This is a genomic window from Pseudomonas sp. B414 (assembly GCF_055408445.1).
The window spans coordinates 79639-101919 of the sequence record NZ_JBUZTQ010000012.1 but is presented as its reverse complement, the minus strand read 5'-3'; the positions used below and the strand labels follow the sequence as shown (position 1 = coordinate 101919).

Sequence of the window (22281 nt, the reverse complement as noted above, 5' to 3'; positions counted from 1 at the left end):
AGTCATCACTAAAAAGGAAACAGCGGGCTAAGGAAGAAGCGGTCAAACCAGCCCGGCTGGCTCGCATCGGCAAATGAACCGGTGCCCGAATAGGTAATGCGCGCATCGGCGACGCGGGTCGACGACACGGTGTTGTCGGTGGCGATGTCATCGGCACGGACCAGGCCGGCAATGCGCACCAGTTCGTCGCCGGTGTTGAGGGTCATCCACTTCTCGCCGCGCACGGCGATGATGCCGTTGGGCAGCACATCGGCCACGGTCACGGTGATCGAACCGGTCAGGCTGTTGCCCTGCCCGGCCTTGCTATCGCCCTTGGTGGCACGGCTGCCGCTGTAACCGGCATTCAGGCTCAGGTCGCCACTGCCCAACGGGTTATTGGTGGTCAGGCCGCTGCCGAACAACGAGGTCAGGCCGATGCTGGTGTTGCTGTTCTTGCCGATGGCCGAGTTGGCATTTTTGCTCGCCTGGGTCCGCTCGTTCAGGGTGATGGTGATGATGTCACCGACACGGTACGCCTTGCGGTCGCTGTACAGGTTCTGCTCGAAACCGGCCTGGTAAATCGAGCCGTTGTTGGCCGCAGCCGGCAGCGGCGTACGCGGCAGCACAGGTGCGTAGTACGGATCGTTGGCCCGCGGCGGCGGACTGACGCAACCGGCCACAAAGGTAATGGCGCCTAGTGCCAGAACAGAAAACAAGCGCTTCATGAGCTCTCCCGCTATTTCACGTAATTACAGGTTTTGCGTCACAAACGACAGCATCTGGTCAGCGGTGGAGATGACTTTGGAGTTCATCTCGTAGGCGCGCTGCGTGGTGATCATATTGACCATTTCTTCCACGGTGCTGACGTTGGAGGTTTCCAGCATGCTTTGCATGGTCAGGCCAAAGCCGTTGAGGCCCGGAGTACCGATTTGCGGTGCGCCGCTGGAGGCGGTTTCGAGGAACAGGTTACCGCCCTGGGACTGCAGACCGGCGGGGTTGATAAAGTCGGCGGTTTGCACGTTGCCGATCACTTGCGCAGCCGCAGTGCCAGCAATGGTCACCGACACGGTACCGTCCTGGCCTACGGTGAAAGTCTGCGCATCGGCAGGCACCACAATCGCCGGTTCCAGGGCAAAGCCGCTGGCGGTGACGATCTGGCCGTTGGAGTCCAGGTGAAAGGTACCGTCACGGGTGTAGGCCGTAGTCCCGTCTGGCTGCATGATCTGGAAAAAGCCACGGCCATTGATGGCCATATCCAGCGGCTGCTCGGTGGTTTGCAGGCTACCGGCGGCGAAGTTCTTTTGCGTGCCGACGATACGCACGCCGGTACCCAGTTGCAGGCCCGAGGGCAGCTCGCTGTCCTGGGTCGACTGGGCACCGGGCTGGCGTTTGATCTGGTAGAGCAAGTCCTGGAACTCGGCGCGATCACGTTTGAAGCCCGTGGTCGACACGTTGGCCAGGTTGTTGGAAATGGTGGTCAGGTTGGTGTCTTGTGCAGCCAGACCTGTTTTTGCAACCCATAGTGCCGGAAGCATGCTGCTCTCCTCGCGCGCCGGTTTCTCGGCGCTGCGTTCAAATAATTAGCTGATGGACAGGACGCGAGTCATGGCCTGATCGTCTTCTTTGGCGGTATTCATCATTTTGATATGCAGTTCGAACTGCTTGGAAAGCGCCAGCACCGAGGTCATTTCATCGACCGCATTGACGTTGCTCGCCTCCAGAAACCCCGAGGTCACCCGCACATTGGCATCCGCCGCAGCGGGCTGACCGTCATTGGTGTGGATCAGGCCGTCGAGGCCCTTGCTCATGGTTTTCAGGTCCGGCTGCACCAGCTTGATCCGGTCCACTTGCGCCATCACCCGCGGGCCTTCGCCCTGGGCGCGGATGCTGATGGTGCCGTCTTCGCCGACTTCGATCTGCTGCTGGGGGGGCACTGCAATCGGCCCGCCATTGCCCATGATCGGCATGCCGTTGCCGGCGCGCAGGATGCCCAGGGCGTCGACATTCATGCTGACGGTGCGCACATAGGCTTCACTGCCATCGGGGGCCTGCACGGCCAGCCAGCCATCGCCGGACACCGCCACGTCCAGATCACGACCGGTCTCGACCATGGCACCGGGGCTGAAATCGGTCGCCGGGCGCTCGCTCATGGCAAAGGCCCGCGCCGCAAAGCTGTCGCCAAACACCGGCATCGAACGCGCCTGCTCCAGGTCGCGCTGAAAACCGTTGGTCGAGATGTTCGCCAGATTGTTGGCATGGGCCTTTTGCGCCAGAGCGTTCTGACTGGCGCCGGTCATTGCCACATAAAGGTACTTGTCCACAGTCTTTCCTCTGTCTGACGGACGCTTGCCGCCCACCGCTGTACTGCAGTGGCTAAAGCAATTTGCGCACCAACTATTTTTTGACGGTGGTAAAGGCCGGTTTGACTGGGCTTGCGGGAAGTTGGAGAGGTGCTGAGAGACGGGGTTAGACGGCGGGGTTATGCCGGTAGCGGCAAGCAATGGCCTGCCAGACGACGCAACACCTGTGGGAGCGGGCTTGCTCGCGATGCCGGCGACCCGATTTGTCTGGCACACCGCGGCGATACCATCGCGAGCAGGCTCGCTCCCACCAGTAAATGTTTAAAGGCTCAGGTTTCCTTGCCCGGCTTGATAATGTCGTGCTCACGCAGCTTGTTGGCGATGGTGGTGTGGGAAACCCCCAAGCGCTTGCCCAGCAATCGGCTGCTGGGATGCTCGGAATAAAGCTGCTCCAGCACCGCCTTTTCGAAACGCCCGACAATCTGCTCCAGCCCACCGTCCAGCGAAAACTCACCCAGTGGCTGACGCACGCCATAATCCGGCAAACGAATATGCTCGGCCTTGACCACCCCGCCATCACACAGCGACACCGCCTGAAACAGCACGTTCTCCAACTGCCGCACATTGCCCGGCCAATGGTAGTGGCTCAGGCGATCCATGGCCGCAGGTGCCAGGCGCGGCAGCGCGCAGCCGATTTGCCGGCTGGCCTGGTCGAGAAAATGCTCGACCAGTGGCTCCAGCCCGTCCAGGCAGTCGCGCAGCGGTGGAATATGCAGCGACAACACGTTAAGCCGGTGATAGAGATCCTGGCGGAACTCGCCCCGGGCGCACAGCTCGGACAAGTCGACCTGAGTGGCGCACATCACCCGCACATCCAGATACACCTCTTCATCACTGCCGACCCGGCGAAAGCAACCGTCCTGCAAAAAGCGCAGCAATTTGACCTGCAAGCGCGGGCTCATTTCGCCCACACCATCGAGAAACAACGTACCGCCCGCCGTCAGTTCCAGCAGACCCAACTTGCCCTCGGCCCGTGCCCCTTCAAAAGCACCGGGGCCGTAGCCGAACAATTCGGTTTCGGCCATCGACTCGGGCAAGCCTGCGCAATTGAGCGCCATCAGTGGCGATTGCCCGCGCGGGCTGGCCAGGTGACAAGCCCGGGCCAGCAATTCCTTGCCGGTGCCGGTTTCGCCTTCTATCAATAGCGGCGCATCCAGCGGCGCCATACGCCGGGCTTCGCGCACTACAGCGGCCATGACTTTTGAGCTTTGGAAGATGCTGTCAAAACCGCGCAGCTCCTGCTTGCGCACATTGTAGATCTGCTCGCCCACGCGGTCGGCACGGTGCAGGGTCAGCACGGCACCCGCCATCGCCTCGCTTTCGTCGTGCTCCAGTTGCAGCGGCGCGATATCAGCCAGGTACACCAACCCCTTGATCTTGACCCGCAGGCCGTTGATCCGCGATTTGTTGGCCCGCACCAATTCAGGCAGGTCGAAGTCTTCGGCATAACGGGACAGGGAAATCCCCGGCACCTCATCTACCCGCACCCCGAGCAACTGCGCGGCTGCGCGGTTGGCAGCGACGATGCAGCCGCCCATATCAATGGACAGCACCGGAAACTCCAGCGCGCCGAGCAAAGCGTTGAGTTCCATATGCCGACGCTCGCTGGGCATAAGGCCGACACGCTTGACCCCGAATACTCCGGCAATGGTTTCAAACTTCGGCCGCAGGGCCTGGAACTGCAGATTGATCAGATTCGGGCAATACAGATAGATCGCATTGCCCTGGTCGCCCCCCACCTCACCGCGCTTGACGTTGATGCCATAGGCAACCAGCAGGTTGAGAATGTCGCGAAGAATGCCAATCCGGTTTTGGCAGTGGACTTTGATACGCATGGGCAGGGCTCGGGAATAACTGACAATGGAGATCTAAATGTGGGAGCGGGCTTGCTCGCGATGCAGACGGCGCGATTTGTCTGACACACCGTGCTGATGCCATCGCGAGCAAGCCCGCTCCCACACCTGATCACAAAGGGAATTGTTTTTTGCCCTTAGGGGCATTTCATCGTCACGATTTTGTGACAGTTTCACTGTCGCATGCTCAAGAATGACAACCCATTCTTCAGTCCGTAACGAATACTTTACGAATAAGGCCCATCATCCCAGCATTACCGGCTTTAGGCTAGCTGCACGACGCAATCACTTGGGGTATCACTAAGACATCGCAACAACACCGAATAATAAAAACGATTTTCTTGCGGAGAGCCCCATGAAGCACACGAAATACGTCGCCCGTGAGCCTGATGCCAATGGCTTTATCGACTACACACCTGCCGAACACGGGGTGTGGAACACACTGATTACCCGTCAGCTGAAACTGCTCGAAGGCCGTGCCTGCCCTGAATATATGCAAGGCATCGAAAAACTCGGCCTGCCCCACGACCGCATCCCGCAATTGAGCGAAATCAACCAGGTACTCGGTGCCACCACTGGCTGGCAAGTTGCCCGGGTGCCCGCACTGATCCCCTTCCAGACTTTCTTCGAATTGCTCGCCAACAAGCAGTTCCCGGTAGCGACCTTTATTCGCACCCCAGAAGAGCTGGACTACCTGCAAGAGCCCGACATCTTCCACGAGATCTTCGGCCACTGCCCGCTGCTGACCAACCCGTGGTTTGCCGAGTTCACCCACACCTACGGCAAACTGGGGCTGCAAGCGAGCAAGGAACAACGGGTGTACCTGGCCCGTCTGTACTGGATGACTATCGAGTTCGGCCTGGTCGACACCCCCGAAGGCAAGCGCATCTATGGTGGCGGGATTCTGTCATCGCCTAAAGAAACGGTTTACAGCCTGTCCGCAGAACCGGAACATCAGGTCTTCGATCCGCTGGAAGCCATGCGCACGCCGTATCGCATCGATATCTTGCAGCCGCTGTATTTTGTCCTGCCGGACTTGAAGCGGCTGTTTGACCTGGCCCACGAAGACATTATGGTCATGGTCGAAAAAGGCATGACCATGGGGCTGCATGCACCCAAGTTCGCGCCAAAGCCAAAAGCTGCCTAAACGTCTTTTACACCTCAATAAAAACCGAATTCAGGAATACACCATGAACGCACTGAACCAAGCCCACTGCGAAGCCTGCCGCGCCGATGCCCCACAAGTCAGCGACGAAGAACTGCCGATGCTGATCAAGCAGATCCCTGACTGGAACATCGAAGTTCGCGACGGCATCATGCAGCTGGAAAAGGTCTTTCTGTTCAAGAACTTCAAATTCGCATTGGCTTTTACCAATGCCGTGGGCGAAATCGCTGAAGCCGAAGGCCATCACCCGGGCCTGCTGACCGAATGGGGCTCGGTCACCGTGACCTGGTGGAGCCACTCGATCAAAGGCCTGCACCGCAACGACTTCATCATGGCTGCGCGCACTGACGAAGTGGCCAAAACTGCCGAAGGTCGCAAGTAATGCACTTTGCCGACATTGGTCGGGTACCGGGCGACCCGATTCTCGGTTTGATGGACGCCTATCAACAGGACACTAACCCGGATAAGTTCGACCTGGGCGTGGGCGTCTATAAAGACGCCAATGGCCTGACGCCGATCCTGCAATCGGTCAAACAGGCCGAACAACGCCTGGTGGACCAGCAGCAGACCAAAACCTATATCGGCGGCCATGGCGACAGCCGTTTCGGGCAATTGATCAGCGAGCTGGTGCTGGGCGAAGATTCGCCGCTGCTGGCGGGCAAACGTGCAGGCGCCACCCAGACCCCGGGCGGCACTGGCGCCCTGCGTCTGAGCGCCGATTTTATCGCGCAATGCCTGCCGGGCCGTGGCATCTGGCTGAGCGATCCGACCTGGCCGATCCACGAAACCATCTTTGCCGCAGCCGGGCAGAAGATCAGTCACTACCCCTACGTGGGCAGCGATAACAAGCTCAATGTCGCAGCCATGCTCGAAGCGCTGGAGCACGCGCCAAAGGGCGACGTGGTGTTGCTGCACGCCTGCTGTCACAACCCGACCGGTTTCGACCTGTCCCAGGCGGACTGGCTGCAGGTACTGGACGTAGTACGCCGTCGCGAATTACTGCCGCTAATCGACTTTGCCTACCAGGGCTTTGGCGATGGATTGCAGGAAGATGCCTGGTCAACTCGCCTGTTCGCCCGCGAACTGCCTGAGTTGCTGATCACCAGTTCGTGCTCGAAGAACTTCGGCCTGTATCGCGAACGGGTCGGCGCCTTGATCGTATGCGCCAACGATGCCGAAAAACTGACGGATATCCGCAGCCAGCTGGCCTATCTGGCCCGCAACCTGTGGTCCAACCCGCCGGATCATGGCGCCGCCGTGGTGGCTACCATCCTCGGTGATGCACAGTTGAAAAACCTGTGGATCAGCGAAGTGGAAGCCATGCGCAGCCGTATCGCGCAATTGCGCAGCGGTCTGGTCGAAGCCCTGACGCCGTTCGGGCTGGCGGAACACTTTGCCCATATCAATGAGCAACGCGGGATGTTTTCGTACACCGGCCTGACTCAGGAACAAGTGCAGTTGTTGCGCGAGAAACACAGCGTGTACATGGTCGGCTCCGGCCGCGCCAATATGGCCGGTGTCGACGGCACCCGCCTGAGCCTGCTGGCCAAGGCCATTGCGCAGGTGTGTACCCGCTAAGAGCAACCCTATGCACCCTGTGGGAGCGGACTTGTTCGCGATTGCAGCACCGCGGTCTGACTGAAAGACCGCGTCGCATGCATCGCGAGCAAGCCCGCTCCCACAGTTCGTTTAAATTCTCCCCAGACGCAATAAAAAGACAAATTGTCACACTCCCTCCTGTATCCTTAGCAAGCTACTTAAAACACACCTTACGAGGAGCGCGACGATGCACGAGATCCCAAACCTCCCCTTCCCAAGCCTGCACGAAACCGAGCAGCCAACCCCGCAACACACCAGTGGCGAAAACCCCGCACTGGACGAGGCCTCTGAAAGCCTCCAGGCCGACAGCGAAGACTGACGGTCCACAATCAGACGGTGCGAAAAGCGCCCTGTTTTTCACACCGTCTGACACAATTGCTCCACCCCCCTATTTGCGGATTCAAGCGTGACTGACACCTTCAGCGAAACCCAGGCCAGCGTCCTGATCGGCACCGCCGAGAAAATGATCGACCTCTGGGAGCGCCTCAGCCCCGAGAAGCAAGCCGCCCTGCTCAAGCGTTTCGGCACCCAGGAAAACGCCCTGGCTGCGTTAATCGCGACACAATTGGTTGCACCGTTGTAATCTGCCCCAACCGCACCCCGCAGGACCCCTACCCCATGCCTGAAACACAGCGCCCCATGGCAATCACGCTGCAAGTGGTTTCCATCGTCCTGTTTACCTTTATCGGTTATCTGAATATCGGTATTCCGCTGGCCGTACTGCCAGGTTACGTACACAACCACCTTGGCTACGGCACTGTTATCGCCGGACTGGTGATCAGCGTGCAGTACCTGGCCACCCTGCTCAGCCGCCCGTATGCCAGCCGCATCATCGATACCCGGGGCAGCAAGCGCGCCGTGATGATTGGCCTGGCCGGCTGCGGCCTGAGTGGCGTGTTTATGCTGGTGTCGACCTGGCTGACCAGCATGCCGGCCTGGAGCCTTGCCAGCCTGTTGATCGGCAGGCTGGTGCTGGGCAGCGCGGAAAGCCTGGTGGGCTCCGGCTCTATCGGCTGGGGCATTGGCCGGGTGGGCGCACAAAACACTGCCAAGGTGATTTCCTGGAACGGCATTGCCAGTTACGGCGCGATTGCCATTGGCGCGCCGCTGGGCGTGGTGATGGTCGGCCAACTGGGCATGTGGAGCCTGGGGGTTAGCATCATGCTCCTGGGCGCACTGGGCGTGCTACTGGCCTGGCCAAAACAGGCGGCGCCGATTGTCAGCGGCGTGCGCTTGCCGTTCCTGCATGTGCTCGGGCGAGTGCTGCCCCACGGCACCGGGCTAGCCCTGGGTTCGATCGGCTTTGGCACCATCGCCACCTTTATCACCCTGTACTACGCGACCAATCATTGGGAAAACGCAGCACTGTGCCTGAGCCTGTTTGGCGCCAGTTTTATCAGTGCACGACTGCTTTTCGGTAATTTGATCAATCGTATCGGCGGATTTCGCGTGGCAATTGCCTGCCTGAGCGTCGAAACCCTGGGCCTGTTGTTGCTGTGGCTGGCGCCCAACCCGGAGCTGGCCCTGGCCGGGGCGGCCTTGAGCGGTTTTGGCTTCTCGCTGGTGTTCCCGGCGCTGGGGGTTGAAGCGGTCAACCTGGTGCCCGCTTCCAGCCGCGGTGCGGCGGTGGGGGCGTATTCGCTGTTTATCGACCTGTCACTGGGCATCACCGGGCCGCTGGTGGGCGCCGTGGCCGCAGGCTTTGGCTTTGCCTCGATCTTTCTGTTTGCAGCGCTGGCGGCATTTAGCGGGTTGTTGCTGAGTGTTTATCTGTATCGGCAGGCTCAGGCTGCGCGCGCCGGGTAAAAAAGCCCAGCTTAAAAGTCCACCTTGCCCCGCCCGGCCTTGATACTGCCGCGCTTGGTCTTGGATTCCAGGCGACGCTTTTTCGAGCCCAGGGTTGGCTTGGTCGGGCGGCGTTTTTTCTCGACCTTGGTCGCGCTTACGATCAACTCCAGCAAACGCTCCAGCGCATCGGCGCGGTTTTGCTCCTGAGTCCGGTACTGCTGGGCCTTGATAATCAGCACGCCATCACTGGTGATGCGACTGTCACGCAGCGCCAGCAGCCGCTCCTTGTAAAACTCCGGCAACGACGAGTTGGGAATATCAAAACGCAAATGCATGGCACTTGAGACTTTATTGACGTTCTGCCCGCCCGCCCCCTGGGCGCGAATCGCCGTCAATTCGATCTCGGCATCAGGGATATGCACGTTGTTGGAAATCACCAGCATCTAAAATAAGTCCGTGTTCAAGGCGTGCAGGATACCCCACAAACAACAAACCCGGCGCAATGGCCGGGTTTGTGGTGTTTATCGCTCAGCTTATTTGGCTGAACTGTAAGCCGCAGCCGAGGCCTGCACCGCGCGCTTGTTTTTGATCAGGTAGCACACCCACATAAAGACCACCCACACCGGAATCGCGTAAACCGACACGCGAATCCCCGGGATCAGCAACATGATCACCAGAATAAACGCTACAAATGCCAGGCAGATGTAGTTGCCATACGGATACCACAGGGCCTTGAACAGCGGCGTCTGCAGGGTTTTGTCCATGTGCTGACGGAACTTGACGTGCGAGAAGCTGATCATCGCCCAGTTGATCACCAGGGTGGCCACTACCAGCGACATCAGCAGTTCCAGTGCATCGTGGGGCATCAGGTAGTTGAGCAGTACTGCAATCACCGTTACCGCAGCCGAGGCCAGGATCGAGTTGACCGGCACGCCACGCTTGTCGATTTTGGCCAGCACTTTCGGGGCATCGCCCTGCTGCGCCATGCCCAACAGCATGCGGCTGTTGCAGTAGGTGCCGCTGTTGTACACCGACAACGCCGCGGTCAGAACCACAAAGTTGAGGATATGCGCGGCAGTGTTGCTGCCCAGCATCGAGAACACTTGTACGAACGGGCTGCTGCTGTAGCTGTCGCCACCGGCATTGAGGGTTTCAAGCAACGAGTCCCACGGGGTCAGCGACAGCAATACCACCAGAGCACCGATGTAGAAAATCAGGATGCGGTAAATCACCTGATTGATCGCCTTGGGAATCACGGTGCGTGGCTTGTCGGCTTCTGCTGCGGTGAAACCGAGCATTTCCAGGCCGCCGAAGGAGAACATGATAAAGGCCATGGCCATGATCAGGCCAGTAGTCCCGTTAGGGAAGAAACCGCCGTGTTCCCACAGGTTGCTCACCGATGCCTGCGGGCCGCCGCTGCCACTGACCAGCAGGTAGCTGCCTAGGGCGATCATGCCGACAATGGCCACCACCTTGATGATCGCAAACCAGAACTCGGCCTCGCCAAACACTTTGACGTTGGTCAGGTTGATCAGGTTGATCAGTACGAAGAAGGCTGCTGCCGAGGCCCAGGTCGGGATCTCCGGCCACCAGTAGTGTACGTACTTGCCGACAGCGGTCAGTTCCGACATGCCTACCAGAATGTACAGCACCCAGCAGTTCCAGCCCGACATAAAGCCGGCGAATCCGCCCCAGTACTTATGGGCAAAGTGGCTGAAGGAGCCGGCGACCGGCTCTTCGACGATCATTTCGCCGAGCTGGCGCATGATCATGAACGCGATAAAGCCGCAGATCGCATAACCCAGGATCATCGACGGGCCGGCCGACTTCAGCACCCCGGCCGAACCGAGGAACAGGCCAGTACCAATCGCGCCGCCGAGGGCTATCAACTGGATATGACGATTTTTCAGGCCGCGTTTAAGCTCGCCCGAATGCGAGGTATTTCCACTCATTGAAAAGGTCCCACACAAGGTTTGATGTGATTCAGTGCGATGTAGCTTGAGCACCAGAGGCAGTGATCGAAGGGTCTACAACACAAATCAAACCCCAGCGCAGACGCCAGGAATCCAAGGTTGTTTCACGAGTCATGCGTCACCTGTTTGTTTTTATCTGTGACGAAATCGAACCCGCAACGCTTGTGGCATTGCGGAATTATCAAGGCGGATAGCCTTGAGGTTTTGGCCATTGGGTGTAAACCAAACGGCGCAAAATGCGCGGGTACGCAATTGAGTCACAGTTAAAACGCGGCGCATTGTACACCCGCACGAAGGCAAGATCCCATCACACAGCCGATTGCAAGACGAAACAAGCCGCCTGATCGGCAGAAAGTGTCCGAAATCTGTAAAAGTCGGAAGATTTTCATTACAGACAGGGGTTTTCAGGGGTTTAGAGTCGGTAAGTGGTTGAATTCGTATTGTATTTTTTACGACCCGTAACGAAATATTGCCACCTGATTTTATTTTTCGCGGGCATAAAAAAACGCCAGCCCCGAGGGGCTGGCGTTTTTTTGTACAGCGTTAACGCTTACTGCGGCTTGCGACGACCGAAGCCTGGACGCTGGCCGGAACCGGCCGGGGCGCCACGACGCTTGCCCGACGGTGCATCGTCAACCAACTTGGGGCCGGAACGGCTTGGCTTGGTTGGACGCTTGTTCACTTCGCTCGGACGCTCAGCAACCGGCGCACCACGACCTGCTGGCACACGATCAGTACGACCTGCAGGCTTGCGTGCAGGACGCGCAGCCTCGTCACGGGCAGGACGCCCCGGGCGCTCGCCTTCGATATGCGGCTGACGTGCCGGGCGCGGAGCCAACGGAGCACCCTCAGCCGGGCGCAGAACGCGGGCAACACGGTCACCACGGGCCACAGGGCGCGAGGACTTGCGCTGCATACGCTCAAGCTTGTCTTTGCTCTTGGCGTTCATCTCAGGCATGGCAACCGGCGTAAGGCCGACTTCAGCGCTGAGGATGTCCACTTCGAACTGGCTCATTTCGCGCCAGCGACCCATCGGCAGGTCGGAGTTGAGGAACACCGGACCGAAACGCACGCGCTTCAGGCGGCTGACCACCAGGCCCTGGGATTCCCACAGGCGACGTACTTCACGGTTACGCCCTTCCATCACCACGCAGTGGTACCAGTGGTTGAAGCCTTCGCCACCCGGAGCCTGCTTGATGTCGGTGAAACGCGCCGGGCCGTCTTCCAGCACAACGCCAGCCTTGAGGCGCGCAATCATGTCGTCATCCACTTCACCACGTACACGTACCGCGTATTCACGGTCCATTTCGTAGGAAGGGTGCATCAGGCGGTTGGCCAGCTCACCGTCAGTGGTGAACATCAGCAAACCGGTGGTGTTGATGTCCAGACGGCCGATATTGATCCAGCGGCCTTCTTTTGGACGCGGCAGCTTGTCGAACACGGTCGGACGGCCTTCAGGGTCGTCACGGGTGCAGATTTCGCCGTCGGGTTTGTTGTACATGATCACGCGGCGAACCGATTCGGCTGCCTCTTCACGCTTGATCACCTTGCCATCGATGGAGATGGCGTCGTGCAGGTCTACGCGCAGACCCAGGGTTGCATCCTTGCCATTGACCTTGATGCGGCCCTGGCTGATCCAACTCTCTACGTCGCGACGCGAGCCAACGCCAATACGGGCGAGGACTTTTTGCAGTTTTTCGCCTGCTGGGCCAATTTCCTGGCTGTCTTTAGGGTCGAGATCTTTCATCTGGGCACCTCCCGGTGTGTCAAATCAGGCGAGCGCCTGAAGTGTAAAAAATGGGCCTTGGGGCTCTGCTGAGCCCCAGAGGGTCGCGAATCATACGCTGATGTTGGCCATTGCGCATCAAAGGCTGGTCACGAAGTGGGCTGGCTACTTGTTTTTCCGCCGACCGGTGGCCTCAAGCGCCAGCAAACGCAGGGCTGATTCGGCCAGCACGGCACGTTTTTCGTCCTTGCCGAGTTTCTTCCAGCCTTTGATTTCAGCTTTGCTGCGCCCGCAACCGATGCAGATGTCATCGGAGAATTTGCAGACGCCTATGCAGGGGTCTTTTGTTGAAGTCATGGATAAACCTCAATTGCTTTCATTGTGGGAGCGGGCTTGCTCGCGATGCAGGCAGCACGGTGTCTCAGTTACTCCGCGCAGATGCAATCGCGAGCAAGCCCGCTCCCACAACAGGTGGGGTGCGCGTCAGTCTTCCAGCTCTCGGCGCTCCTGCTCGATGGCTTCGGCCAGCGCCTGCGCCTCAAGCTCTTCATCGCTCAAAGCAGATCGCTGCTCAAGTGCAGCCACCGCAGCGCGCAATCGCTCGCGGGCCAGCTCGGCCGCAGAGGGTTGCTGCGGTTGTGGTTGCGACTCTATTTCAGGCTCCGGCTCCGGCTCCGGCTCCGGCTCAGAAGCATCAACTGGTGCAACGTCGCGCAACAAGTCATCAAAGTCGGTTTTAAGACCTTCCTCCATCGAGTCCAGTTCCGTCAGCAAGGTGCGGAAACTGGTTTCATCTTTCGGCTCTTCCGGCTCGGCGCTCTCGTCGGCCAGGGCCTGAAGGTGCGCCGGCACAGGCGCGTCGTCGAAATCGAGGATCGGATCAGGCTCCAGCTCGCGTAATTCGGCCAGCGGCGGCAATTCATCGAGGCTCTTGAGGTTGAAGTGATCGAGAAAGCCCTTGGTGGTCGCAAACATCGCTGGCTTGCCCGGCACGTCGCGATAGCCCACCACGCGAATCCACTCACGCTCCAGCAGGGTTTTGACGATATGGCTGTTAACCGCCACACCGCGCACATCTTCAATTTCGCCACGGGTAATGGGCTGGCGATAGGCAATCAGCGCCATGGTTTCCAGCATCGCTCGTGAATAGCGCTGCGGGCGCTCTTCCCACAGGCGACCGACCCACGGCGAGTACTTCTCGCGAATCTGCAGACGGTAGCCGGTGGCAACTTCCTTGAGCTCAAAGGCCCGGCCATCGCAGGATTTACGCAGTATCTCCAGGGCCTTCTTGAACACCGGCGGTTCCGGGCGCTCGCCTTCTTCAAACAGCTCGAACAGGCGCTCAAGGCTTTGCGGCTTTCCCGAGGCCAACAGAAAGGCCTCAAGCAAGGGGGCCAGCTCGCGGGGTTCAGTCAAATTCATGGTTTCAGCTCTTTATTCGGCTCTTGCCCGCACATGGATCGGCGCGAAGGGTTCATTTTGCACAAGCTCGATCAACGACTCTTTGACCAGTTCCAGAATGGCCATAAAGGTCACGACCACGCCCAACTTGCCTTCTTCGGCGGTAAACAGCTCGACAAAGGGCACAAAGCCGCCGCCCTTGAGGCGCTCAAGCACATCGCTCATGCGCTCACGGGTGGACAGGGCCTCACGGCTGACCTGGTGGCTTTCAAACATGTCAGTACGGCGCAACACTTCAGCCATGGACATCAGCAGCTCTTCGAGCGCCACATCCGGCACCAGCTTGCGCGCCCGCGCTTCGGGGGCATCGAGTTTGGGCACAAAGATCTCGCGCCCTACCCGGCTCAACCCCTCAATCCCTTCAGCAGCAGCCTTGAAGCGCTCGTATTGTTGCAAACGGCGGATCAGTTCGGCGCGAGGGTCGCCCTCATCCTCTTCGATCTCAGCCGAACGCGGCAGCAGCATCCGCGACTTGATCTCGGCCAGCATCGCTGCCATCACCAGATATTCGGCGGCCAGTTCCAGGCGCACGGTCTTCATCAGCTCGACATAGCCCATGTACTGACGGGTGATTTCCGCCACCGGGATGTCGAGGATATCGATGTTCTGCTTGCGGATCAGGTACAGCAGCAGATCGAGCGGGCCTTCAAAAGCATCGAGAAACACCTCCAGTGCATCCGGGGGGATGTACAGGTCTTGCGGCATTTCGATGACCGCCTGGCCATAGACCATGGCGAACGACAGTTCTTGCTGGGCCCCGGCCTGGGTGTCTGGCACCTCGGGAGCTTGTACGTCAGACATCAGGCCTCGACCATAAAGGGTTCAGGGTCGCCACAGCCGACGCGCACAACTTCAGGATCACCACTGTCCACCAGGCTGATCACGGTGGAGGCCTTGTTGCCGCCAAAACCACCATCGATGATCAGGTCGACCTGTTTTTCCAGGGCATCACGGATCTCGTACGGGTCTTCCATCGGTTCGCTTTCGCCCGGCAGGATCAGGGTCACGCTCATCAACGGTTCACCCAGCTCCTCAAGCAAGGCCAGGGCAATCGGATGGCTCGGCACCCGCAGGCCAATGGTGCGGCGCTTGGGGTGCAGCAGCAGGCGCGGCACTTCGCGGGTGGCGTTGAGAATAAAGGTGTACGGGCCCGGCGTATGGGCCTTGAGCAAACGGAAAACCCCGGTATCGACCTTGGCAAACAGCCCCAACTGCGACAGGTCACAGCACATCAGGGTGAAGTTGTGCTTGTCGTCGAGGTTGCGCAGGCGCTTGATCCGCTCGATCGCGCTCTTGTCACCCATCTGGCAACCCACGGCGTAGGACGAGTCGGTGGGGTAGATCACCACCCCACCCTTCTTGATGATTTCAACCGCCTGCTTGATCAGGCGCGGTTGTGGGTTTTCCGGATGAATCTGGAAAAATTGACTCACAGTGTTTACCTGTTCAGACGTTGGCAGCGGGCTGGTCATATTTGAATCGACACCACAATGGCGGCAAGTCTTCCGGCACCGGACGGTATTCGCCGATCTCGGACCACCCCCCTGGACCATGAAAATCACTGCCGGCACTGACCAGCAGACCGAACTCACGCGCAAGGATCGCCAGGCTGCCAACCTGATCGGCTGGCTGATACCCGTTGACCACTTCAATAGCGTGACCCCCAGCTTGAATATAGTCGCCAATCAGGCGTCGGCGCTTGCTGCGGGTGAAATCGTAGTGCGAAGGGTGTGCCAGGCTGACCCAGGCCCCGGCTGCGCGCAGGGTGGCAACCGTGTCTTCCAGGGTTGGCCAATGCAGTTTTACATCGCCCAGCTTGCCGGCACCCAGCCACTTGCGAAACGCTTCTGCACGGTCCTTGACGTAACCGGCCTCAACCAGAAAGTCGGCAAAGTGCGGACGCGCCGGGGCATTGCCACTGTCACCCAGGGTCTGCTGAATAGCCCGCGCACCCTCAAGCGCGCCGGGCATGCCCTTGAGTGCCAGCTTGCGGCTGATCTCTTCGGCACGCAGCCAGCGGCCGTCATGAAGTTTGGCAATGGCCTCGACCAATGCCGGGGCGTTGACATCAAAACCGTAACCGAGCACATGAATCGTCGCCCCACCCCAGGTGCAGGACAATTCAACGCCGTTGATCAAGGTCATGTTCAACGCCTGCGCCGCTGCGCGGGCTTCGTCGAGACCTTCAAGTGTATCGTGATCGGTCAGGGCCAGGACTCGCACACCTTTCTCGAACGCACGCGCGACCAGTACCGCCGGCGCCAGAGCGCCATCGGAAGCTGTGCTATGGCAATGCAAGTCAATTTCCACGGGGATTTAATAACCTCTAGCTGACGCTTTCGCTGTCATTGATGTTTGTTATTATGCCGTCACATCCTGCTTCTGGCTGCCACTGTGAAACAATTCATCGACTTCATCCCGCTGTTACTGTTTTTCATCGTCTACAAAATCGAGCCACGCATCGTCGAAATCGGCGGGCACAGCCTCTCGGTAGGGGGTATCTACAGCGCTACGGCGATGTTGATTGCCAGCTCGCTGGTGGTTTACGGCATCCTGTTTTTCAAACAGCGCAAACTGGAAAAAAGCCAATGGCTGACCCTGGTGGCCTGCCTGCTGTTCGGCAGCCTGACCCTGGCCTTCCACAGCGAAACCTTCCTCAAGTGGAAAGCCCCGGTGGTGAACTGGCTGTTTGCAGTGGCCTTTGCCGGTAGCCACTTTATCGGCGACAAGGTCCTGATCAAGCGCATGATGGGGCACGCCCTGAGCCTGCCCGATGCCGTGTGGACCCGCCTGAACCTGGCCTGGATCGGGTTTTTCCTGTTCTGCGGCGCTGCCAACCTGTTCGTTGCATTCACCTATCAAAGCATCTGGGTCGATTTTAAAGTGTTCGGCAGCCTGGGCATGACGGTATTGTTCCTGATCGCCCAGGGTATCTACCTGTCGCGCCATCTGCATGACACCGACTCCACCACCCCCAAGACCAAGGACTGACATGCTCTACGCCATCATTGCAACAGACGTCGCCCATTCGCTCGAAGCTCGCCTGGCAGCACGCCCTGCGCACCTTGAGCGTTTGCAACAGCTAAAAGCCGAAGGCCGCATCGTGCTGGCCGGCCCGCACCCGGCTATCGACAGCAATGATCCGGGCGCTGCCGGCTTTACCGGCAGCCTGGTGGTGGCCGAGTTCGAGTCCCTGGACGCCGCCCAGGCCTGGGCTGCGGCTGACCCTTACGTTGCCGCTGGCGTGTATGCCAATGTCAACGTCAAGCCGTTCAAGCAAGTCCTGCCGTAACCTGTATCTTTACCGGTGGCCGACGTAGACAACGTCGGCACCGGCTAAATCGAGTAAGTCATGAGCGACCTGTTACTGATAGATGATGACCAGGAGCTGTGTGAGCTGCTGGTCAGTTGGTTGAGCCAGGAAGGCTTTCAGGTTCGCGCCTGCCACGACGGTGCAAGCGCCCGCAAGGCTCTGAGCGAATCCAGCCCCGATGCCGTGGTGCTGGATGTGATGCTTCCCGACGGCAGCGGCCTTGAACTGCTCAAGCAACTGCGCAACGACCACCCCGACCTGCCCGTGCTGATGCTGTCAGCCCGCGGCGAACCGCTGGACCGTATTCTGGGCCTGGAGCTGGGTGCCGATGACTATCTGGCCAAGCCTTGCGACCCTCGCGAGCTCACGGCCCGCCTGCGCGCCGTATTGCGTCGCAGCCACCCGGCCGCGGTGTCGAGCCAGATGGAGCTGGGCGATCTGTGCTTCAGCCCGATGCGCGGCGTGGTCACCATCGACCAGCGCGACATTACCCTGACCGTTTCCGAGAGCCGCATCCTTGAAGCCTTGCTGCGCCAGCCGGGTGAACCGCTGGACAAGCAGGAACTGGCGCAGATTGCCCTGGGCCGCAAGTTGACCCTGTATGACCGCAGCCTGGACATGCATATCAGCAACCTGCGCAAGAAGATCGGCCCTCACCCGGATGGCAGCCCGCGTATCGTCGCGTTGCGCAGCCGCGGGTATTTCTATAGCGCCTGAGTAAAGCCCCTCTCCCGGAGGGAGAGGGTTGAGGTGAGGGCTGAAGTTGGCAGCCTTTGTAAATCCCCGGCAAAACCCTCTTTACCAAAGCTTTACCCACGATTGACAGCGCTTGACCTTGATCTCCCTAAACTGGGCGCATCCGGATTCACCGGAATCCAAATTCAAAGGAGACACACCATGCGTAAGACTCTTATTGCTTTGATGTTTGCTGCAGCTCTGCCAACCGTCGCAATGGCCATGCCTGGTGGTGACGGCCAGATGGGCCCACGTCACGGCGGCGAGCACCACGGCCGCGGCGATGCGCCTTACAGCCAGCTGGACCTGACCCGCGAACAGCGTCAACAGATCGGCAAGCTGATGGGCGAGCAAATGCATGACCGCAAGCAACTGGTCGAGAAATACCTGGAAAAACTGCCAGCTGCCGACCAGAAAGCCCTGAAAGACGAAATGAAGGCCAAGCACGACAAAACCCAGAGCGAAATCCGTGCCTTGCTCAAGCCCGATCAGCAAAAACGTTTCGATGAGATGCAAAAGAAACGTGCCGAGCGTCAGGCCGAATGGAAAGAATTCAAGGACTGGAAAGCACAGCAAGCTACAAAAGCGCAATAATCCGCGCAGTCACCAGGCCCAACGGCTCACGCCGTTGGGCTTTGCTCGTTTCAAACAATCACCTGTGAGGAATTCCCGTGCGATCACTGTTTTGGCGCATTCTGGCCAGCTTCTGGCTGGCCATAGCCTTGGTCGCAGGGCTGTCAATCCTGCTGGGGCATATGCTCAATCAGGACGCCTGGATCCTCTCCCGTCATCCCGGGATCGCCAATCTGGCCCAGCAATGGACTGAACTTTACGAAACCAAAGGCGCCGATGCCGCGCAGGATTTCCTCGAAAGACGCAAACGCCGGCACCATATTGATGTGCAAGTACTGAACGAAAGCGGCGACCCTGTGGTACGCGGCACCTTCCCGCGTCGGGCTGCGGCCTGGGAAGCACGGCACAGCCCTGGCCAGGATCAACTGCCATGGCGCCGCCTGACCGTCGAATACACCAGCCCCACCACCGCCGAAACCTATCTGCTGATTTATCGCATCCCGCACCCGGAACTGGACGCCTGGCACCGCCAGAGCCTGATCTGGCCACTCAGTGCGCTGGGTATTGCACTGGTGGTACTGACCCTGTTCAGCCTGCTGGTCACCCTGTCGATTACCCGCCCGCTCAGCCGTCTGCGGGTGGCAGTGCATGATCTGGGGCAAACCACCTATCAGCAGAACAGCCTGGCGCGCCTGGCATCGCGGCGTGATGAATTTGGCGTACTGGCCACCGACTTCAACCGCATGGGTGCCCGCCTGCAAAGCCTGATCGGTAGCCAGCGCCAATTGCTGCGTGATGTATCCCACGAACTGCGCTCACCTCTTGCCCGCCTGAAAATCGCCCTGGCCCTGGCTGAACGTGCCGGGCCTGAAGAACGTGAAAAGCTGTGGCCACGCCTGACTCGCGAGTGCGACCGGCTGGAATCATTGATCAGCGAAATCCTCACCCTGGCCCGGGTAGATGCCGACCAGGCCAGTGCCGAGCACGTCGACCTCAACAGCCTGCTTGGCGCGGTACAAAAAGATGCTTCGCTGGCAGCGCCGGAACAAGCGGTACAGCTGAATGCCGAGCCGCAATTGAGCCTCAATGGCTGGCCGACAATGATCGAGCGCGCAGTGGACAACCTGCTGCGCAACGCCCAGCGCTTCAACCCGCCTGGCCAGCCGATCGAACTGAGTGCAATGCGTGAAGGTGAACACATCACCATCAAGGTGCGTGATCACGGCCCGGGGGTAGCCGAAGAATATCTGGCGCAACTGGGTGAGCCATTTTTCCGCGCTCCGGGCCAGACAGCGGCCGGGCATGGGCTGGGGCTGGCGATTGCGCGCCGTGCGGCAGAACGTCATGGCGGGCGGCTGGTACTGGGCAATCATCCCGAGGGCGGCTTTATTGCCACCCTGGAGTTGCCGCTGGAGCCTGACGGCAACCTGTGAAGGCTGCACTGAACTCCATCGCGTAGCAGCTGACGAGGAACGAAGGCTGCGTCCGGCGGCGCAGCCGTCGTAAAACCAGAGCACTCAATAGAACTGACCCACCAAGGCGCCTGATTTACGACGGCTGCGCCGCCGGACGCAGCCTCGTTCCTTCGCCAGCTACGAATATTTATGCTTCTTAATTAACCGACCACACCTTTACAAACTCGGCGCTATCAACCTTCGGCGCAGTACGCAGTTCGTTCTGCGGCGTACCCAGATACAAGAACGCTACCACCTCTTCACCCTCGCCCAACCCCAGGCCCTTGGCCACCAACGGGGCATACGACAGTTCACCCGTGCGCCATACCGCGCCAATGCCCTGGGCAAAAGCCGCCAGCTCAATGGCATGGGCCGCACAGCCCGCTGTAATCAACTGCTCAGACTTGGGCACCTTGAAGTGATCCTGCAAACGGGCCACCACCACAACTACCAGGGGTGCACGCAAAGGCATGGCGCGGGCCTTGTCCAGTGCCGCCTGCGTCACTTCGCCGCCCTCGGCCTGCACGGCCTCGGCAAGGATTTCGCCCAGTTGGTTGCGCGCAGCGCCTTCAACCGTCAAAAACCGGTAAGGGCGCAACTGACCATGGTCCGGCGCACGCAAGGCGGCGGCAAAAAGTACTTCACGTTGCTCAGCCGTCGGCGCCGGATCGAGCAGGCGCGGGGCAGAAACACGGTTGAGCAAAGCGTCGAGAGCCTCCATCGGCCACCTCCTGAAGAAAATGTGCGGCTATTCTAACGGTATCTCCCGAAGGCTTGGCGGTTTACATAGCCCAGTCCACAGGTAGAATGGCGCCCCTCTTTCATGCCCGAGCTGACTTCATGGCGTTGCCGACCTTACGCATCATCGGTTTTATTATCGGCATCTTCCTGATTACGCTTGCGATCAGCATGGCCGTGCCCATGCTGACCCTGGTGATTTACGACCACCTGGGCGACTTGCCGTCCTTTTTGTGGGCCAGCCTGATCACCTTTCTCGCCGGTTTGGCGCTGGTGATACCCGGGCGCCCAGAGCAGGTTCACCTGCGCCCCCGAGATATGTACCTGCTCACTGTGTCCAGTTGGGTGATCGTGTGCATCTTCGCCGCGCTACCGTTTTTGCTGACCCAGCACATCAGCTATACCGACTCCTTTTTCGAAAGCATGTCCGGCATTACCGCCACCGGCGCCACGGTGCTGAGCGGTCTGGACACCATGTCCCCGGGCATCTTGATGTGGCGCTCAATGCTGCACTGGCTCGGTGGCATCGGCTTTATCGGTATGGCGGTAGCAATTTTGCCTCTGCTGCGAATCGGTGGCATGCGCCTGTTTCAGACCGAATCTTCTGACCGCTCCGAAAAGGTCATGCCCCGCTCGCATATGGTGGCCCGCCTGATCGTGGCTACTTACGTCGGTATCACCATCCTCGGCAGCCTGGCGTTCTGGTGGGCGGGCATGAGCGTGTTTGACTCGATCAACCACGCCATGTCGGCAATCTCCACCGGCGGTTTCTCGACCTCCGACCAGTCACTGGCCAAGTGGTCGCAACCGGCGGTGCACTGGGTGGCAATCGCCGTGATGATCATGGGCAGCCTGCCGTTTACCCTCTACGTCGCCACCCTGCGCGGCCATCGCAAGGCGCTGATCAAGGATCAGCAGGTACAAGGCCTGCTCGGCCTGCTGCTGGTGACCTGGATTGTGCTCAGCGCCTGGCTGTGGTGGACCACCAACATGCCGTACATGGATGCCTTCCGCCATGTGGCGCTGAACGTGACTTCGGTAGTAACAACTACAGGCTTTGCCCTGGGTGACTACAGCCTGTGGGGCAATTTCTCGCTGATGCTGTTTTTTTATCTGGGTTTTATCGGTGGCTGCTCGGGCTCGACCGCTGGCGGGATCAAGATTTTCCGCTTTCAGGTGGCCTATATCCTGCTCAAGGCCAACCTTAACCAACTGATCCACCCTCGCGCCGTGATCAAACAGAAGTACAACGGCCACCGCCTGGACGAAGAAATCGTACGCTCGATTTTGACCTTTTCATTCTTCTTCGCCATCACCATCTGCGTGATCGCGCTGGCCTTGTCACTGCTCGGTCTGGACTGGATGACTGCCCTGACCGGTGCCGCCAGTACGGTGTCTGGCGTAGGGCCGGGGCTAGGTGAAACCATTGGCCCATCCGGCAACTTCGCCAGTCTGCCGGATGCGGCCAAATGGATTCTGTCGCTGGGCATGTTGCTTGGACGGCTGGAGATCATTACCGTGTTCGTACTGTGCATTCCGGCTTTTTGGCGGCACTGACCCAGAC

25 protein-coding genes are annotated in these 22281 nt (G+C 59.4%); 12 read left to right on the top strand and 13 right to left on the bottom strand.

The genetic code is table 11. The annotated features are described in order from the left end of the window. Positions 1-8: 8 nt before the first annotated feature. The 4 genes from flgH to ACZRMH_RS12765 form a co-directional block, all read right to left on the bottom strand. Positions 9-704 carry a flagellar basal body L-ring protein FlgH gene (gene flgH, locus ACZRMH_RS12780; protein WP_464013703.1) on the bottom strand — a complete coding sequence of 232 codons (696 nt, stop codon included), beginning with the start codon at positions 702-704 and terminating at the stop codon, positions 9-11. 24 nt (positions 705-728) lie between these two features. Then, positions 729-1514 carry a flagellar basal-body rod protein FlgG gene (flgG, locus tag ACZRMH_RS12775; RefSeq protein WP_464013702.1) on the bottom strand — a complete coding sequence of 262 codons (786 nt, stop codon included), beginning with the start codon at positions 1512-1514 and terminating at the stop codon, positions 729-731. A gap of 45 nt (positions 1515-1559) precedes the next feature. Further along, complete coding sequence (locus ACZRMH_RS12770) at positions 1560-2300, bottom strand: flagellar basal body rod protein FlgF (RefSeq protein WP_464013701.1); 741 nt, start codon at positions 2298-2300, stop codon at positions 1560-1562. A gap of 308 nt (positions 2301-2608) precedes the next feature. Then, positions 2609-4174 (bottom strand): sigma-54-dependent transcriptional regulator, encoded by a 1566-nt coding sequence (locus ACZRMH_RS12765; protein WP_464013700.1) that lies wholly within the window; start codon positions 4172-4174, stop codon positions 2609-2611. A gap of 373 nt (positions 4175-4547) precedes the next feature. Here ACZRMH_RS12765 and phhA point away from each other — a divergent pair, with 373 nt between their 5' ends. The 6 genes from phhA to ACZRMH_RS12735 all read left to right on the top strand — a co-directional run bounded on the left by phhA (position 4548) and on the right by ACZRMH_RS12735 (position 8762). After that, the gene (gene phhA / locus ACZRMH_RS12760; protein ID WP_464013699.1) at positions 4548-5339 is read left to right on the top strand and encodes a phenylalanine 4-monooxygenase; all 792 of its coding nucleotides are present in this window, start codon (positions 4548-4550) and stop codon (positions 5337-5339) included. A 43-nt stretch (positions 5340-5382) separates the two neighbouring features. Next, positions 5383-5739, top strand: coding sequence for a 4a-hydroxytetrahydrobiopterin dehydratase (locus tag ACZRMH_RS12755; protein WP_464013698.1), 357 nt, complete (start codon positions 5383-5385; stop codon positions 5737-5739). Continuing rightward, positions 5739-6935 (top strand): amino acid aminotransferase, encoded by a 1197-nt coding sequence (locus ACZRMH_RS12750; RefSeq protein WP_464013697.1) that lies wholly within the window; start codon positions 5739-5741, stop codon positions 6933-6935. The genes ACZRMH_RS12755 and ACZRMH_RS12750 overlap by 1 nt, the downstream gene beginning before the upstream one ends. 208 nt (positions 6936-7143) lie before the next feature. After that, a complete protein-coding gene (locus ACZRMH_RS12745) occupies positions 7144-7275 on the top strand; it encodes a hypothetical protein (RefSeq protein ID WP_016781597.1) in 132 nt (43 codons plus the stop codon). Between the two features lie 87 nt (positions 7276-7362). Then, positions 7363-7539 (top strand): hypothetical protein, encoded by a 177-nt coding sequence (locus ACZRMH_RS12740; RefSeq protein WP_464013696.1) that lies wholly within the window; start codon positions 7363-7365, stop codon positions 7537-7539. A gap of 35 nt (positions 7540-7574) precedes the next feature. After that, positions 7575-8762 carry an MFS transporter gene (locus ACZRMH_RS12735; RefSeq protein WP_464013695.1) on the top strand — a complete coding sequence of 396 codons (1188 nt, stop codon included), beginning with the start codon at positions 7575-7577 and terminating at the stop codon, positions 8760-8762. An 11-nt stretch (positions 8763-8773) separates the two neighbouring features. On the opposite strand, the gene arfB is transcribed toward ACZRMH_RS12735, so the two are convergent. The 8 genes from arfB to ACZRMH_RS12695 form a co-directional block, all read right to left on the bottom strand. Further along, positions 8774-9187, bottom strand: coding sequence for an alternative ribosome rescue aminoacyl-tRNA hydrolase ArfB (gene arfB / locus ACZRMH_RS12730; protein ID WP_464013694.1), 414 nt, complete (start codon positions 9185-9187; stop codon positions 8774-8776). Between the two features lie 90 nt (positions 9188-9277). Continuing rightward, a complete protein-coding gene (locus ACZRMH_RS12725; protein ID WP_464013693.1) occupies positions 9278-10696 on the bottom strand; it encodes an amino acid permease in 1419 nt (472 codons plus the stop codon). Positions 10697-11267: 571 nt separating this feature from the next. Further along, entirely contained in the window at positions 11268-12464 is a 1197-nt protein-coding gene (rluB, locus tag ACZRMH_RS12720) for a 23S rRNA pseudouridine(2605) synthase RluB (RefSeq protein WP_464013692.1), read from the bottom strand. 144 nt (positions 12465-12608) lie between these two features. Beyond that, complete coding sequence (locus tag ACZRMH_RS12715; RefSeq protein ID WP_464013691.1) at positions 12609-12800, bottom strand: DUF1289 domain-containing protein; 192 nt, start codon at positions 12798-12800, stop codon at positions 12609-12611. A 126-nt stretch (positions 12801-12926) separates the two neighbouring features. Further along, a complete protein-coding gene (gene scpB / locus ACZRMH_RS12710; protein WP_464013690.1) occupies positions 12927-13865 on the bottom strand; it encodes an SMC-Scp complex subunit ScpB in 939 nt (312 codons plus the stop codon). Between the two features lie 12 nt (positions 13866-13877). Then, the gene (locus tag ACZRMH_RS12705; RefSeq protein ID WP_464013729.1) at positions 13878-14576 is read right to left on the bottom strand and encodes a segregation and condensation protein A; all 699 of its coding nucleotides are present in this window, start codon (positions 14574-14576) and stop codon (positions 13878-13880) included. 128 nt (positions 14577-14704) lie between these two features. Beyond that, positions 14705-15337: an L-threonylcarbamoyladenylate synthase gene (locus ACZRMH_RS12700; protein ID WP_464013689.1), complete on the bottom strand. Its 633-nt coding sequence runs from the start codon at positions 15335-15337 to the stop codon at positions 14705-14707. Positions 15338-15350: 13 nt separating this feature from the next. Continuing rightward, a complete protein-coding gene (locus tag ACZRMH_RS12695; RefSeq protein ID WP_464013688.1) occupies positions 15351-16214 on the bottom strand; it encodes a PHP domain-containing protein in 864 nt (287 codons plus the stop codon). 84 nt (positions 16215-16298) lie between these two features. On the opposite strand from ACZRMH_RS12695, the gene ACZRMH_RS12690 reads away from it, so the two are divergent. From ACZRMH_RS12690 to ACZRMH_RS12670, 5 genes are all read left to right on the top strand, one after another. Next, on the top strand, positions 16299-16895 hold the full coding sequence (locus ACZRMH_RS12690; RefSeq protein ID WP_464013687.1) for a septation protein A: 597 nt from the start codon (positions 16299-16301) through the stop codon (positions 16893-16895). Between the two features lies 1 nt (position 16896). Further along, the gene (locus tag ACZRMH_RS12685; RefSeq protein ID WP_464013686.1) at positions 16897-17196 is read left to right on the top strand and encodes a YciI family protein; all 300 of its coding nucleotides are present in this window, start codon (positions 16897-16899) and stop codon (positions 17194-17196) included. Positions 17197-17256: 60 nt separating this feature from the next. After that, positions 17257-17934, top strand: a complete 678-nt coding sequence (locus tag ACZRMH_RS12680) for a response regulator transcription factor (protein ID WP_464013685.1) — start codon at positions 17257-17259, stop codon at positions 17932-17934. Between the two features lie 180 nt (positions 17935-18114). Continuing rightward, complete coding sequence (locus tag ACZRMH_RS12675; protein WP_464013684.1) at positions 18115-18546, top strand: Spy/CpxP family protein refolding chaperone; 432 nt, start codon at positions 18115-18117, stop codon at positions 18544-18546. Between the two features lie 77 nt (positions 18547-18623). Further along, complete coding sequence (locus ACZRMH_RS12670; RefSeq protein ID WP_464013683.1) at positions 18624-19958, top strand: sensor histidine kinase; 1335 nt, start codon at positions 18624-18626, stop codon at positions 19956-19958. Between the two features lie 178 nt (positions 19959-20136). On the opposite strand, the gene ACZRMH_RS12665 is transcribed toward ACZRMH_RS12670, so the two are convergent. Next, positions 20137-20700 carry an NAD(P)H nitroreductase gene (locus ACZRMH_RS12665; protein WP_464013682.1) on the bottom strand — a complete coding sequence of 188 codons (564 nt, stop codon included), beginning with the start codon at positions 20698-20700 and terminating at the stop codon, positions 20137-20139. Between the two features lie 119 nt (positions 20701-20819). On the opposite strand from ACZRMH_RS12665, the gene ACZRMH_RS12660 reads away from it, so the two are divergent. Further along, the gene (locus ACZRMH_RS12660) at positions 20820-22274 is read left to right on the top strand and encodes a TrkH family potassium uptake protein (protein WP_464013681.1); all 1455 of its coding nucleotides are present in this window, start codon (positions 20820-20822) and stop codon (positions 22272-22274) included. Positions 22275-22281: the final 7 nt, after the last annotated feature.